The following is a 14,251-nucleotide window of genomic DNA, read 5'->3' as shown; positions in this document are numbered from 1 at the left end:
TGTTCTACGGCTCGACGGTCTCGGCGCTGCGCCATCGCGTGAGCTGTCCGGTGCTGACGGTGCGGCCGAGCGGGCGGCGATAGTCCGGCACCGGGGCTGAGCGCCCGCGATTTTGCCGCCCGAGCGCCCGCGCCCTATCATCCCTGGCTCCATGAGCGAGCGGCTCTTCCACGGTCTCCTTCGCGCCACGATTTCCGACGTGCTGGACGGCACCGTGGATCTCCTCCCTCATTTCGAGCTCGCGGCGATCCCGGTGCTCGACGCGCAGGAGCGACCCGCCGAGGTTCCGACCGTGCGCCGCCGCCTGCGCGCCGAAGGCATCCGCGTGCGCGAGCACCGCGGCGTCCTGCTGCTCGAGCCCGGCGATCTCGATCGAGTCAACGCGCTGGGCCTGTTGAGCGGGAACGACGAGGTGCTGCTGGTCTCGGAATGGAACGACGAGTTCGAGGCCTTCCCCGGACGATTCACCAGCGATCTCCAGGACTTCTCGGTCGGCACGCCGCTCGGGCTGGAGGAGTGGATGCTCGACTCGGGCTGCATCCTGGCGATGGGCGACGGGCGTGGCCTCAACTTCGCGACGCTCGACGCCGGACTCGCCGAGCGCCTGCGCAAGCGATTCAAGGTCTATTGAGCGCGGACCGGCTCGCGGCGATCACGATTCCCGGTCCGGCCGGGCCGCTCGAGGCGCTGCTTCAGGATCGCGAGGGCCGCGAGCCGGCGCTGGTGGTGGTGGTTTGCCATCCGCATCCGCTCTATGGCGGCACAATGCACAACAAGGTCGTGCACCGCGTGGCGTCGACCCTGTTCGGCATGGGCGCGGCGGTGCTGCGCTTCAACTTCCGCGGCGTGGGGAAGAGCGCCGGCACTCACGATCGCGGCGAGGGCGAGACGGAGGACGCTCGCGCCGCGCTCGCCTGGCTGCGGTGGCGCCACCCCGGTGCGCGCGCCTGGCTCGCCGGCTTCTCGTTCGGCTCCTGGATCGCGGCTCGGCTCACCGCCGAATCCCCCGAGGTCGAGCGCGTGATCCTGGTGGCGCCGGCGCTCAAGACCTCGAGCTTCGCGAGCATGTACCGCGCGAGAGCCGCCAAGCTCGTGATCCAGGGCACCGCCGACGACGTCTGCCCGCCGGAGCTGCTCGAAAAGGACTTCCCGAACTGGGCGGAGCCGAAGCGCCTGGTGTGGATCCAGGGCGCGACCCATTTCTTCGACCGCAAGCTCGGCGAGCTGGGCGAGGCGCTGGCGAAGGCGCTCCGGGACGACCTTGCCGTGTAGCCGCGAGGAGTAGACTCCCCGCATGCGGATCCTGGTGGTCGAAGACCACGCCCCGACGCGCGGGCTGCTCAAGCGCTCGCTCGAAGATGCCGGAATGGACGCGGAGTGCGTGTCGCGATGCAGCACGGCACTCCAGCGCGCGAGCCAGGTGAGTTTCGACGTCATCGTGCTCGACCTGATGCTCCCGGACGGTGACGGTCTCGAGCTCTGCCGCTCGTTACGCGCCACCGGCGTGACGACGCCGGTGCTCTGCCTGTCGGCGCGAGCCGACGTCGAGGATCGCGTGAAGGGCCTCGACGCCGGGGCCGACGACTATCTGAAGAAGCCGTTCGCGCTGGCCGAGCTGCACGCGCGGCTGCGCGCGCTCGGCCGGCGAGCCGGAACCGCGCCGCCGCGACGGGTGGCGGCCCAGGCCACGCGAATCGACTTCGCGACCCGCCGGCTCGAGCAGAACGGCGGCGAGGTGCCGCTGACCGCACGCGAGTGGGCGGTGCTCGAGGCCCTGATCGCGCGCGACGGCCGTGTGGTCGAGCGCGTGGAGCTGCTCGAGCTGATCTGGCATGGCGCGGGCCCCACCCAGTCCGCGAGCCTCGACGTGATCCTGAGCCGGCTGCGGCGCAAGCTCGGCGGTCCCGGCTCGGGCATCGGGATCCGGACCCTGCGCGGGGCCGGGCTGGCGATCGAGATCCGCCCGTGAAGGCGCGTTCGCTGGAAGGCCGGCTGGTGCTGCTCCAGCTCATCCTGGCCGTGGCCGTCATCGCGCTGTTCGCGGGCTCGGCGATCGTCCTCTCGGCCCGAACCCTCGAGCGCGAGGAGAATCTCGCCTTGCTGGGGGCGGCCTCGCAGTTCGCCAACAGCCTCGAAGCCGAGTGGGCAGAAGACGGCAGTCTCGCTCGCGCGGCGCAGTCGGCGGTCACCGATGACGCGCCCGCGGGAGCTCGCGTCGAGGTGCTCGACGAGAACCGCCGCCACGTCGCCGGCAGTTCCGCGCGGCCGGATCGATCCGGCACCACGCGCGACTACACGATCCACGTGCCGCGCGGGGCCTGGGTGGTGGTGGGGCTGTCCACCGAGCCGCGCCGGCGAGCGATCGCCGCGCTGATCACGGCGATGGCGTTGGCGTCGCTGCCGCTCCTGCTCGTGACGCTGGCCATGAGCCGTGCGCTCGCGCGGCGCGCCCTTGCGCCGCTGTCTCGGATGACGGCTTTGGCGGAATCGGCGGCGAAGGATGGGCGTCTCGCGCCGCTCGCGGGGCCAACGGATCCGGAGGAGGTGGCGCGTCTCGCCGACGCGTTCCACCGGCTGTTCGCCCGTCTCGACGAGCTTCTCGAGGCGGAGCGCCGCTTCACGCAGGATGCCGCGCATGAGCTGAGGACGCCGCTCACCGTCATCTCCGGAGAGCTCGAAGGCTTCGCGGGAGACGCCCGGTTGCCCTCGAGCCGGCGCGAATCGCTGCGCAACGCCTCGGATCAGGCGCGCGACTTGAGCGCGCTGGTCGAGGCGCTGCTGCTGCTGCGACGCGCCGAGCAGGCCAACGGCGATCTTCGCGGCATGCGCGCGGCCGTCAACCTCTCCGACATGGCGCGAGACGCGACCGACGAGCTGCGCGCCCGCATGCCCGATCGAAAGCCGGACCTCGTGCTCGAGTCCCAGGACGAGGTGCTGGTGAACGGCGATCCGCAGCTGCTCGCCGCGGCGATCCGCAACCTTCTCACCAACGCTCTCAAGGCGACCTCGGCCGGCGGGCACGTTCAGGTGTCGGTGTTCCATCGCGAGCGGGAGTGCGTGGTGCTGGTGGACGACGACGGGCCGGGCATCGCCCCCGGAGATCGCGAACGAATCTTCGACGCCTTCTATCGCAGCGCGCGCGCGCGGGCCGAGCAGTCGGGCTTCGGCCTCGGCCTTCCCCTGCTGCGACGCGTGGCGCGCGCGCATCGCGGCGACGTCACGGTAAAGACCTCTCCGCTCGGCGGAGCCCGATTCGAGATGCGCATGCCGGCCTGGGCGCCGCTCGAGGAGCGCGAGCTCGGTTAAGCCCTGGTTCAGGTCGCCGCGCTACCACTCGCTCCATGCGCACGCTTGCGATCGCCGCCGCACTCGTGGCCGCGGGCTGGACCGTGGTTGCGATGGCTGGCGAAGTCCGGGTGAAGTTCGAAGATCTTCCAGCCGCGGTGCGAGCATCCGTTCAGAAGCACTATCCGAGCGCCCAGCGTCTCGGGTTCTCACGCGAGCGGGAGCACGGCCGGCTGATGTTCGAAGCCGAGCTGAACAACGATGGCCGCCACGTCGACGCGAGCTTCGATTCGCTCGGGGTGCTGAAGCTGGAAGAGACCACGATCCCCTGGCACGAGGTGCCGCAGCCGGTGCGCACGAGCCTTGCCGCTTCGCGGCACGCGGGCGGCTCCGTGACGCGTTCCGAGCGCATCGTGGAACTCGGCTCGAAACTTCCTCCGCGTTACGAGCTGGCGATCCGGGAGGGCGACCTGCGCTCCGAGCTTGAGTACGACTCCTCGGGCCGACTCGTTCACGAAGAGAAGATCGGGCGAGAGGATTGATCGCGCGTCGGTTCGAGACTCGCCTCGCGGCGGCCGCGGCCATGGTGATGGCGGCCGCGTCGAGCGTCGCCGCGCCCGCCGCGGCGCGAGCGGCCGACTCGCTTTCGGTGCGCGAGTGCATGGCGCGCGCGCGGGAACACGCGCTCCAAGTGCAGGCCGCCGCCGAGGGACTCCATGCTTCGCGTCAGGACGCCCTGGCCGCCCGCGCCAACGCCCATCCGGAACTTCACCTTCACTCCAGCGCCTGGCTGGTTCCCGACGGTTCCTATGATCCCGCGGCCACCAATGAGGGTCAGTTCGACCTGAGGCTGGTGAGCAGCATGACGCTGTACGACGGCGGCGCGCTCGGCCGGGAACGCGCCCGCGCCGGAGCCGCGGCGCACCGCGCCGAGACCGACCTGGCCGCGGCGCGGCGCGAGGCCGCCGGGCGGGCGGCCGAGCTGGCGGTCGGGATCCTCCAGACCACGGCGGGCCTGCGGCGAAGAGTCGCCTCGCGCAATTGGACCGAGGGCGTCGTTCATTCGATCGAAGCCAGCGCGCGCGCGGGAACGCGGAGCCCGTCGGACGTGGCCCGCCTGAGGCTCGATCTGCAGACCCTGTCGGTCGAGATCGATGACCTGGACGCCGGGCTCGAGCGACAGGGGCGCGAGTTGGGCGCGATACTCGTCCCCGACTCGATCGACTACTCCTTCACCGACGTGCGCGATTCGTCGTGGGCCGAAGGGCCTCCGGAGCCCGCCGACAGCGCCGCCGTCCTGCGCCTGTTCGAGAACTCGAGCGAGGTGACGCGCGCCACCACCGAGCTCGAACTGGCGCGCCTCGATCTGGCTTCGGCGCGCGGTCAGCGCGCGTCGAGGCTCGGCGCGACGCTGGACGCCGGCCTGCTCGGCACCGATCTCACGCGCGCCGTGCCGCCCGACGTGCCGCCGGTCGGCGCCGCCACGTTCTCGGATCGCCTCAAGCGCGATCTCGGCGCATCGGTCACGATCGATTTCCTGCTCCCGCTCCTGCAGCCAGGGGTCACCGCCACGATTGGGGCGCGTGAATCGGCCGTGCGCGCCGCCGAGCTGCGGGCAAACCTGGCGATGAACAGCTCGCGCCGCGCCGCGCTCGATCTGCTCAGCCGCTGGCGTTCGGCCGCGCGCCGGCTCGCGCTGCAGCGTGACGCCGCGTCGATGGCCGAACTCCACGCGTTGCGCGTGCAGAGCCTGTACTTGTCGGGATCGGGGTCACTGCTCGACCTGATCGATGCACGCAAGATTCTCGATGAAGATCGTGACCAGCTCGAGGCGGCGCGCGGCGAGTTGCTGCTCACCCGGCTCGAGGGCGAGATCGGGAGCTAGCCGGTGCGACGCGCCGGGGCTGTCCGGTTCTGGGTGGGATGGCTGTGGTTGGCCGGGCTGCTGGGCTGCGCCCGGCATGCCGGCACGCCGGCCGGGAGCGAGGGCCGACTGCATCCGACGGTTCACGTGGTCACGATGGCCGCGCACGAGTTCCGCGGCGACATCGAGGCTCCGGGCCAGTGGAAGGCATCGACCGAGACCGTGATCCAGGCCCCCTTCGACGCCATTCTCGAGTCGCTGCAGGCCCGGCCGGGCGATTCGGTGGAAAAGGGCGCGCGGCTCGGCTGGTGGCGCACCTACGAATCCGAAGCCGTCGTGCACGGCGCCGAGCTGCTGCTCGAGCAGGCGCAGGACTCCTCGGCCTCGCGCGAAGCGGCGAGGGAGCTGCGCAACGCGAAGGCGTCGGTGGTGCGCGTGCCGATTCTCTCGCCGGTGAGCGGCATCGTGCTGCGCCGGCAGACCGACGAGGGCTCGCGGCTGACCGCGGGGGGAGAGGTGCTGGCGCTGGTCGCCAACGACGCGGTGGTGTTCGAGGCGCGCGTCCCCGCCGACCGCCGGGACCAGGTTCGCGTGGGCATGCCGGCGACGCTGATCGGCGCTTCCGAGCCCGATCGCGCGGCGCGGGTGTGGACGCTGCTGCCGACCGCGGCCGGCGATCAATCCGAGCTGGTCTGGCTCAAAGCCGAGGGGGGCGGACATCCTCCGGAGATCGGACGGTTCGGCACCGCGCGGATCGCGACCGGCGTCCATACCCGGGCGCTCGCCGTGCCGGATTCGGCGGTGGTCGAAGACGATCTCACCGGCAAGCACCGCATCGCGGTGGTCGATTCGCTGAGTCGCGTCCAGTGGATCGATGTCGAGCTGGGCCCGCGCGAGGGGCAGACGCGCGCCGTGTCGGCGCCCGGGTTGAAACCCGGGCTTCGAGTCATCGTCGAGGAACAGCGGGCGCTCATCGACGGCGTGACGGTGAGCCCGGAGCCGTGACTTCGGTCTTTCGCGCGCTGGCCGCGCAACATCGCGCCGTGCTGCTCGCGTTCCTCTTCCTCGCCGCGGCCGGCGTGGTCATGGCGCTGCGACTGCCGGCCGCGATCCTTCCCGAGGTCACGTTCCCGCGCATCACCCTGATCGCCGACAGCGGCGAGCGCGACACCGAGGAAATGTTGCGCCAGGTGACGATGCCGCTCGAGCAAGGCATCCGGCGCGTGCCCGGACTTCGCGAGCTGCGTTCGACCACCAGTCGCGGCTCGACCGAAATGGACCTCGACTTCGACTGGTCCACCGACATGAACCTCGCGCTCCAGCGCGTCCAGGCGCTGGCGAATTCGGTGCGCGAGGAGCTGCCCGGCGGCACCGGGCTCGACGCCCGGCTCATGAATCCGACCCTGTTCCCGGTGCTGGGCCTGTCGCTCACTTCGCCGACGCGCAGCCAGGCCGAGCTGCGCGACATCGCCGAGGTCCAGCTGAGACCCGAGCTGGCGCGGCTGCCCGGCGTCGCCGAGGTGGTGCTGCAGGGCGGCGCCAGGCCCGAGGCGCGCGTGACGCTGGATCCCTCCGCGCTGACGGCGCGGGGGCTCACCGTGGCCGAAGTCGCCGAGGCCGTCGCGCACGCCGCCGAGCTGCGTAGCCTCGGACTCCATTCCGCCAATCGAGAGATGTACCTGGCGCTGGTGGATCAGCGGCCGCGCGATCTCGACCAGCTGCGCGGGCTACCGATCCCACTCGGAGCAGGCGCGGTCGTTCCGCTCGGTTCGCTCGGTCGCGTCGAGATCGCCGACCAGCCGCGTTTCACGCGCTACGGCTCGCCGGGGGGGGAGCCAGTACTGATCAATCTGCTCCGCCAGTCCTCGGCCAGCACCGTCACGCTGGCTGATGCGGTGCGTGGCTGGTTCCGGGAGCACCGGGCCGAGTTCCCGGCCGATCTCAAGTTCTCGACCTTCTACGATCAGGGCGATCTGGTGCGCGCCTCGATCTCGAGCGTGCGCGACAGTCTGCTGGTGGGCGGGTGGTTCGCCATCCTGATCGTGACGCTCTTCCTCGGCAGCGCTTCGTTGGGCGCGAGAGCCGCGGTCCTCCTCCCGGGCAGCATCGCGCTGTCCTTGCTCGGGCTCGGGCTCGCTCACCAGTCGCTCAATCTGATGACGCTCGGCGGCATCGCCGCCGCCACCGGGCTGGTGCTCGACGACGCGATCGTGGTGGTGGAGCACCTGGCTCACGAGCGAGCGCGCGGCCGCGACCGCCACGAGGCGCTGGCCGAGCTGTTCCCCACGCTGTTCACCTCGAGCCTCTGCTCGCTCGCGATCTTTGTGCCGTTCGCGCTGCTCGGCGGCGTCGCCGGCGCCTTCTTTCGGGTGCTGGCGATCTCGGTCTCGCTGATGCTCGCGGTGTCGCTGGCGTTGTGCGTCACGCTGCTGCCGCATTTCGCCGGCCGCGCTCGCGCACCGCGGCTGCCGTTTCCGAACCTGGGGCGCGGCTGGATCGGCTTCGTCACGAAGCGCCGGGCGCTCGCGCTCGCCGGCATGCTGGGCGTGGCGCTGGGGGGCGCGGCGCTGCTCCGCGGCATCGAGACCGAGTTTCTGCCTTCGATGGACGAGGGCGCGTTGATCCTCGATTACATCACCCCGCCCGGGACCTCGCTCGAGGAGACGGTGCGCATGCTCCGCCCGCTCGAACGCCAGCTCGACGCCACGCCCGAGATCGAGTCGTGGTCGCGGCGGACCGGCGATCAGCTCGGTTTCTTCATCACCGAGCCCAATACCGGCGACTACATTCTCAAGCTCAAGGATCGTCGCCGCCGGAGCGCCGACCAGGTGGCGGACGATCTGCGCGATCGCATCGAAGCGACGGTGCCGGGAGTGGACGTGGATTTCGGCCAGTTGATCGAGGACGTGATCGGCGATCTCACCTCCAACCCCCACCCGATCGAAGTGCGCGTGTTCTCCGAAGATCGCCCGCTGGGTCGCGATGTCGCGGGGCGCGTCGCCGCCTTGATTTCGCGAGTGCGCGGCGTAGTCGACGTGCGCGACGGGGTGGTGGTGAGCGGACCCAACCTGGTGATTGCGCCCTCGGAGCGCGCCGAGCGGCTGGGAGTGGACGCCGAAGAACTCGAGGACCTGGTGGCGCCGCGCATCCGCGGCATCGAGGCCGGCGAAGTGCCTCGCCGCACGCGCGTGTGGCCGATCCGCGTGACCCTGCCCGCGCCCCCCAACGACCGGCTCGCTTCGCTCATGGACCTCGAGGCGGTGCTGCCGGAGGGCGGGCGGGCGCGGCTCGGCGATCTCAGCGTGGCCGGCGTGGTGCCCGGCGATGCGGAAATCCAGCGCGACGATCAGCGCACCATGGTGTCGGTGACCGGCCGGCTCTCGGATCGCGACCTCGGCTCGGCGGTGGCCGAGATCCAGACACGCCTGCGCGACAGTCTCGAATCGGCGCGCGGCGTGAGGCTCCAGTACGCCGGGCTGTGGGCCGAGCAGCAGTCGTCGTTCCAGGGGCTGGCGGTGGTGCTCGGGCTCGCGGTGTTCGCGGTACTGTTCCTGCTGCTGATCGCGTTCCGTGCATGGTGGCCGGCGATCGCGGTGATGCTGACGGCGGTCGCCTCGCTGGCCGGCGTCTTCATGGCGTTGCGGATCGCGGACGAGTCGCTGAACCTGTCGAGCTTCGTCGGGGCGATCATGGTGGTGGGCATCGTGTCGGAGAACGCCGTGTTCCTGGTGGCCGAGTTCAGGCGATTGCGCTGCTCGGGAGCCGCGCCGGGCGAGGCCGCGCGCGCCGCCGCCCAGCGCCGCGTGCGGCCGATCCTGATGACCGCGTCGGCGGGCATCGCCGCGCTGCTGCCACTGGTGCTGGGCTGGGGCGCGGGTAGCGCGCTCCTCCGGCCGCTGGCGCTGGCGGTCACCGGCGGGTTCGCGCTCTCGACTCCGCTGCTGCTGTTCGGTTTGCCGTCCCTGCTTTCGTTCGATCGCGCGGCTCCGATCGTCGATCCTCACGTACCCCCATCGGTTCCCCTCACAGGAGGTCCGTCATGAAGTGCGTTTCTCGCGGCGCCGTCACGTGGCTGGTCGCGTCGGTCATGGCCTGGGCATCGCTCGCCTCGGCCGCCGGTGCGTTCAAGGTCGATCGCAGGATCCTGCTCGGCGGGGAAGGCGGTTGGGACTACCTCACCATGGACGTTCCCGGCCAGCGCCTGTTCGTTTCGCATGGAACCCACGTGCAGGTGGTCGACACCCGGAACGACCGGGTGGTGGGCGACATCCCGAACACGCTCGGAGTGCACGGCGTGGCCCTCGCACCCGAGCTGGGGCGCGGCTTCACCAGCAACGGCCGGGATTCCACCGTGTCGGTGTTCGACTACAAATCGCTCGCGGTCTCGAGCCAGATCAAGCTCGACGCACGGAATCCCGACGCCATCGCCTACGATCCGGTGTCGCGGCGCGTTTTCACCTTCAACGGCGGCAGCGGCAACGCCAGCGCGATCGACGCCCCGAGCGCACGACTGGTGGGGAGCGTCCCACTCGACGGCAAGCCCGAATTCGCGGTCGCCGACGGCAAGGGCGCGATGTTCGTGAACATCGAGGACAGCAGCTGCGTGGTGGCGTTCGATGCGCGCACCCTTCGGGTGCTGCATCGCTGGCCGATCGCGCCCGGCGAGGAACCGAGCGGGCTCGCCATGGACCGCAAGCACCGCCGCCTGTTCTCGGGCTGTTCGAACCAGAAGCTGGTGGTCCTGGACGCCGACCAGGGTGCGGTGGTCGCGACGCTCCCGATCGGCAAGGGCGTGGATGCGGTGGCGTTCGATCCCAATCGCAATCTGATCTTCAGCTCGAATGGTGAGGGGACGCTCACCGTGATCCACGAGGATTCGCCCGACAAGTACACGGTGGTCGAGAATGCGACCACCGAACGCGGCGCGCGCACCATGGCCCTCGATGCAGGCTCCGGCACGGTCTACGTGGTCACCGCGGATTTCGGGCCGGCACCGGCGCCGACCGAGGAGCGCCCGCACCCGCGGCCGACGATTCAGCCGGGGACCTTCCGCGTGCTGGTGTTGAAGCGAAAGTAAGACCCCGGTCAGCCTTCCGCCTTCAACCCGCCGCCTTCGCTGTGGGTGGCGCGCTCGCTGTCGAGGGCCGGCTCGACATGGACCACCACGTCGGTCAATCCCTGCCAGCGACTGCGCAGGCGTTGTTCGACCGAGTGGCTGAGGGCGTGGGCGGCGGCGATCGGCATCCCGGGATCCACGAGCACGTGAAGATCGAGGTGAATGTCGTCGTGGGGGCCGCGCGAGCGTACGTTGTGCGCCTCTCGCACCCCCGCGACCTCGAGCGCCGCGGCCTCGACCAGGGCGGGATCGATGCGCCGCTCGTCCGAAAGCGTCGAGAGCGTCGAGCGCAGGATCTCCCAACCACTGCGCAGGATCAGCCCGACGATGACCAGCGCGGCGGCCAGGTCCACCCAGCGGTGGCGAAGGGGGGCCAGGGCGAAGCTCACCAGCACCAGCACGCTGGCCAGCACGTCGCTGCCGGTGTGGGCGGCATCCGAGAGCAGCAGCTCGCTGTTCAGGCGGTGCGCCGCCCGCCGCTCGTAGATCACCACGACCAGATTGATGGTGATGGTGACGAACAGCACGAGATAGCCGGCCGCCCCCACTTCCGGGAGTCTCGGGTGCCGCAGGCGTTCGAGGCTCGAGCCCAGGATTTCGCGGCAGCCGACGAACAACAGGGCGGCCACCCCCATCGCTGCGAACGTTTCGTACTTGCGGTGCCCGTAGGGGTGGTTGGCGTCGGGTGGGCGGCTCGCGACCTGCAACCCGACCAGCCCGACGATGTTCGACATGCCGTCGATCAGCGAATGCAGGCCGTCGGCCGAGATGGCGATGGCGTGTGATCGGTAGCCGTAGGCCAGCTTGGCCGCGGCCACCAGGACGTTCAGTCCGAGGATGCTCCACAGGACGCGGGCAACCGAACGGGCGCGTAACGCATCCATGGGTGGAAGCCTCGAGGGTCGCGGCGCCGCCGGGGACCGGTCGGCCGTCGAGGCCGAAGCCGGACGACTCGGATACCGGAGCCGTCGGGCGATGATGGGGGGCCCGGGCCGGGGGTGCAACTTCCGGCTACGCGCCGGGCTCGACCTGTGGCACGCTGGTCGACCGCCCCTACCTGCCGCAGGCGCATCCGTTAGACTCCGGGATTCGGAATTGGCGCCGCGCACCATCGTGGCCGACATGCCGGGAGGTTCAGTGAGCCGTTCGCGACTCGTCACGTTTGCCGTGATCGCGATCGTCCTGCTGGGGGCAGGCTGGATCTGGTGGTCGCACGGGCGCACGGAGCAGATCCAGTACCGCACCGCGCTGGTCGAGCGAGGCAACATCGAAGCGGTGGTTTCGGCGACCGGCACGATCGAGCCGGTGGTGCAGGTGGACGTCGGCAGCCAGGTGAGCGGCACGGTGTGGAAGCTGCACGCCGATTACAACATGCGCGTGCGCACCGGTGACGTGCTCTGCGAACTGGAGCCCTCGGGGTTCAAGGCGCGTCTCGCGCAGGCCGAGGCGGCGGTGGCGCGGGCGGAGGCCGCGGTACATCAGGCGCAGCTCGACCTGAATCGGGCAAAGGAGCTGCTGCCGGGGAACTATGTCTCGCAATCCGACGTCGATACCGCGGAGTCCACTCTTCAACAGCGCCAGGCCGATCTCAAGCAATCGCGCGCCGCCCTCGAAGCCTCGCAGGTGGATCTCAACAACGCCACCATCCGCTCGCCGATCGATGGCGTCGTGATCGATCGCTCGGTGGATCTCGGCCAGACCGTGGCGGCGAGCCTTCAGGCGCCCAAGCTGTTCACGATCGCCAACGATCTGTCGCAGATGCAGGTCGAGACCCGCATCGACGAGGCCGACATCGGCCAGATACGCCCGGGCCTGCCCGTGATCTTCACGGTGGACGCGTTCCCGGACCAACAGTTCGAGGGGCAGGTGTCGCAGGTGCGACTCGAGCCCATCATCGACCAGAACGTGGTCACCTACACCACCGTGATCAGCACGGCCAACCTGGATCTCAAGCTTCGGCCCGGGATGACCGCCAACGTTTCGGTGCGCGTCGCCCACCGCGAGGACGTGCTCAAAGTTCCGAACTCGGCGCTTCGCTTCCGCCCGCCGCCCGAGGCCCTGAAGGCGATGGCCGAGGCCGCGCAGGCCGGAGCCAACCGCCAGGAGAGCGCCGGCACCGCCGCCGCCGCCGACGGGCCGCCCCCGGCCGCCGCGGGCAAGGGTGCGGGTGCGGCGGGCACCGCGGCCTCGGATCCGACGCGGCTCGGCGGGCCGAAGGACCCCGATCGCGCGGCCCTCGAAAAGCGCATGCGGGACCATGGCATGCCCGAGGACATGATTCAGAGCGTGCTCGAGCGTCGCGATCAGGCGATCGCGCAGTTGCGCGCCCAGGGCCTCAAGGACGACGAGATCCGCGAACGGCTTCGGCAGCGCATGGAGCAGATGCGCAGCGGCGGCGGCGGGACGGGGGCCGCGCCGCCGTCGTTCAAGAACTTCGGCAGGCAGGGCGAGGCGCCCGCCGGCAAGAAGGTCGCGCCGCCCGAGACCGGGCCGGTGGTGATGGGCACGATCGGGACGGCGCCGATGAAGCCGGGAACGGTCTACGCGCTGCGTGGAGCCCAGCCGGTGCGAGTCGCGCTGATGGCCGGCATGACCGATGGCGCCTACACCGAGGTGCAGACCGACCAGCTGAGGCCGGGGGATGCGGTGATCGTGGGGATCGAGGCGAGCAAGACCGCCACCAACCTCCAGCCTCCTCCGGGCATGGGAAGTCCGTTCGGAGGCGGCGCTCGTCCGAGTGGCGGCGGAGGCGGAGGGCGCACGCGATGAACTTCGGGACGCTGCTCTCGATTGGAACCGTGGCGCTGTCGCGCAATCGCATGCGCTCCGCGCTCACCGTGCTCGGCATCGTGATCGGCGTCGCGGCGGTGATCGCGACCCTGGCGATCGGTCAGGGGGCCCGCGCCGCGGTGCAGGCGCAGATCCGCGCGCTCGGCGCCAACACGCTCAGCGTGATTCCCGGGACCATCACCTCGGGCGGCGCGCACGGCGGCATGGGCGGCATCACCACCATGACCATCGACGACGCAACCGCGATCAAGCGCGAGTGTCCCGCGGTGGACGCTTCCTCTCCCGGCACGCGCTCGGTGGCGCAGGTGGTCGCCGGCAACACCAACTGGGGCACTTCGATTCAGGGCACCACGCCCGACTTCGTCACCATCCGGCAGTGGCCGGTGGACAGGGGCGCGTTCTTCACCGAGTCCGACGTGCGCGGCGCCGCCAAGGTCTGCGTGCTCGGCCAGAGCGTGGTGAAGCAGCTGTTCGGCGATTCCGATCCGATCGGCTCTACCGTGCGCATCAAGGACATTCCATTCCGCGTGGTCGGGGTGCTGAGCTACAAGGGGGGGAGCGGCTGGGGCGGCGACGTGGACGACACCGTGCTGATCCCGGTGACCACCGCGCAGCACAAGCTGATGGGCATCACCTATGTCAACTGGATCCTGGTCTCGGCGGTGGACGAGACCCAGGTGAACGAGGCCGTGAACCAGATCACCGATCTGCTCCGCCAGCGCCACCGCATCCGGTCGGGCACGCCCGACGACTTCTTCATTCGCACCCAGCTCGAGGCCGCCAACACCGCCGAGGCCACGTCGCAGGTGATGACGCTGCTGCTCGCCAGCATTGCGGCGGTCTCGCTGCTGGTCGGCGGCATCGGCATCATGAACATCATGCTGGTCTCGGTCACCGAGCGGACGCGTGAGATCGGGATTCGGCGCGCGATCGGTGCGAGGCGGCGCGACATCCTGCTCCAGTTCCTGGTCGAGGCCGCGTTCCTGTCGCTGGCCGGCGGCGCGCTCGGCGTGCTGATCGGCGTGCTGGCCGCCATGCTGGTCTCGCAGATCGCCCGGTGGCCGACGCTGGTGCAACCCGAGGCGGTGATGGTGGCATTCGGCTTCGCGACGCTGGTGGGCCTGTTCTTCGGCTACTACCCGGCGCTGCGCGCCTCGCGCCTCGATCCCGTGGACGCGCTGAGGTACGAGTAGGCG

Annotated in this window: 12 protein-coding genes; 11 read left to right on the top strand and 1 reads right to left on the bottom strand. The window is 70.4% G+C overall.

Translation table 11 applies throughout. The features are described from left to right. Positions 1-151 precede the first annotated feature (151 nt). From VMJ70_06675 to VMJ70_06635, 9 genes are read left to right on the top strand one after another with little or no spacing between them, the layout of a single operon-like run. The gene (locus VMJ70_06675) at positions 152-631 is read left to right on the top strand and encodes a hypothetical protein (GenBank protein ID HTO90801.1); all 480 of its coding nucleotides are present in this window, start codon (positions 152-154) and stop codon (positions 629-631) included. Further along, positions 628-1,272: an alpha/beta fold hydrolase gene (locus VMJ70_06670; GenBank protein ID HTO90800.1), complete on the top strand. Its 645-nt coding sequence runs from the start codon at positions 628-630 to the stop codon at positions 1,270-1,272. Before VMJ70_06675 ends, VMJ70_06670 begins: the two co-directional genes overlap by 4 nt. A 22-nt stretch (positions 1,273-1,294) precedes the next feature. Continuing rightward, positions 1,295-1,969 (top strand): response regulator transcription factor, encoded by a 675-nt coding sequence (locus VMJ70_06665; protein ID HTO90799.1) that lies wholly within the window; start codon positions 1,295-1,297, stop codon positions 1,967-1,969. After that, entirely contained in the window at positions 1,966-3,306 is a 1,341-nt protein-coding gene (locus VMJ70_06660) for a HAMP domain-containing sensor histidine kinase (GenBank protein HTO90798.1), read from the top strand. Before VMJ70_06665 ends, VMJ70_06660 begins: the two co-directional genes overlap by 4 nt. A 35-nt stretch (positions 3,307-3,341) precedes the next feature. After that, on the top strand, positions 3,342-3,827 hold the full coding sequence (locus VMJ70_06655) for a PepSY-like domain-containing protein (protein HTO90797.1): 486 nt from the start codon (positions 3,342-3,344) through the stop codon (positions 3,825-3,827). Continuing rightward, positions 3,824-5,170: a TolC family protein gene (locus VMJ70_06650; GenBank protein ID HTO90796.1), complete on the top strand. Its 1,347-nt coding sequence runs from the start codon at positions 3,824-3,826 to the stop codon at positions 5,168-5,170. Before VMJ70_06655 ends, VMJ70_06650 begins: the two co-directional genes overlap by 4 nt. Positions 5,171-5,173: 3 nt before the next feature. Continuing rightward, positions 5,174-6,154: an HlyD family efflux transporter periplasmic adaptor subunit gene (locus VMJ70_06645; GenBank protein HTO90795.1), complete on the top strand. Its 981-nt coding sequence runs from the start codon at positions 5,174-5,176 to the stop codon at positions 6,152-6,154. Next, entirely contained in the window at positions 6,151-9,192 is a 3,042-nt protein-coding gene (locus tag VMJ70_06640; protein ID HTO90794.1) for an efflux RND transporter permease subunit, read from the top strand. Before VMJ70_06645 ends, VMJ70_06640 begins: the two co-directional genes overlap by 4 nt. Beyond that, positions 9,189-10,226, top strand: coding sequence for a hypothetical protein (locus VMJ70_06635; protein ID HTO90793.1), 1,038 nt, complete (start codon positions 9,189-9,191; stop codon positions 10,224-10,226). Before VMJ70_06640 ends, VMJ70_06635 begins: the two co-directional genes overlap by 4 nt. A gap of 8 nt (positions 10,227-10,234) precedes the next feature. Here the strand turns inward: VMJ70_06635 and VMJ70_06630 are convergent, their stop codons facing one another. Beyond that, positions 10,235-11,149 (bottom strand): cation diffusion facilitator family transporter, encoded by a 915-nt coding sequence (locus VMJ70_06630; protein HTO90792.1) that lies wholly within the window; start codon positions 11,147-11,149, stop codon positions 10,235-10,237. Positions 11,150-11,402: 253 nt separating this feature from the next. On the opposite strand from VMJ70_06630, the gene VMJ70_06625 reads away from it, so the two are divergent. Together VMJ70_06625 and VMJ70_06620 are read left to right on the top strand one after the other, a co-directional pair. Further along, positions 11,403-13,034 (top strand): efflux RND transporter periplasmic adaptor subunit, encoded by a 1,632-nt coding sequence (locus VMJ70_06625; GenBank protein HTO90791.1) that lies wholly within the window; start codon positions 11,403-11,405, stop codon positions 13,032-13,034. Next, positions 13,031-14,248 carry an ABC transporter permease gene (locus tag VMJ70_06620; GenBank protein ID HTO90790.1) on the top strand — a complete coding sequence of 406 codons (1,218 nt, stop codon included), beginning with the start codon at positions 13,031-13,033 and terminating at the stop codon, positions 14,246-14,248. The genes VMJ70_06625 and VMJ70_06620 overlap by 4 nt, the downstream gene beginning before the upstream one ends. Positions 14,249-14,251: the final 3 nt, after the last annotated feature.

This window comes from Candidatus Sulfotelmatobacter sp., from assembly GCA_035498555.1.
Taxonomy (GTDB): Bacteria; Eisenbacteria; RBG-16-71-46; order RBG-16-71-46; family RBG-16-71-46; genus DATKAB01.
The sequence above is the reverse complement of the archived record's forward strand: the minus strand, read 5'-3'. Positions and strand labels throughout refer to the sequence as shown.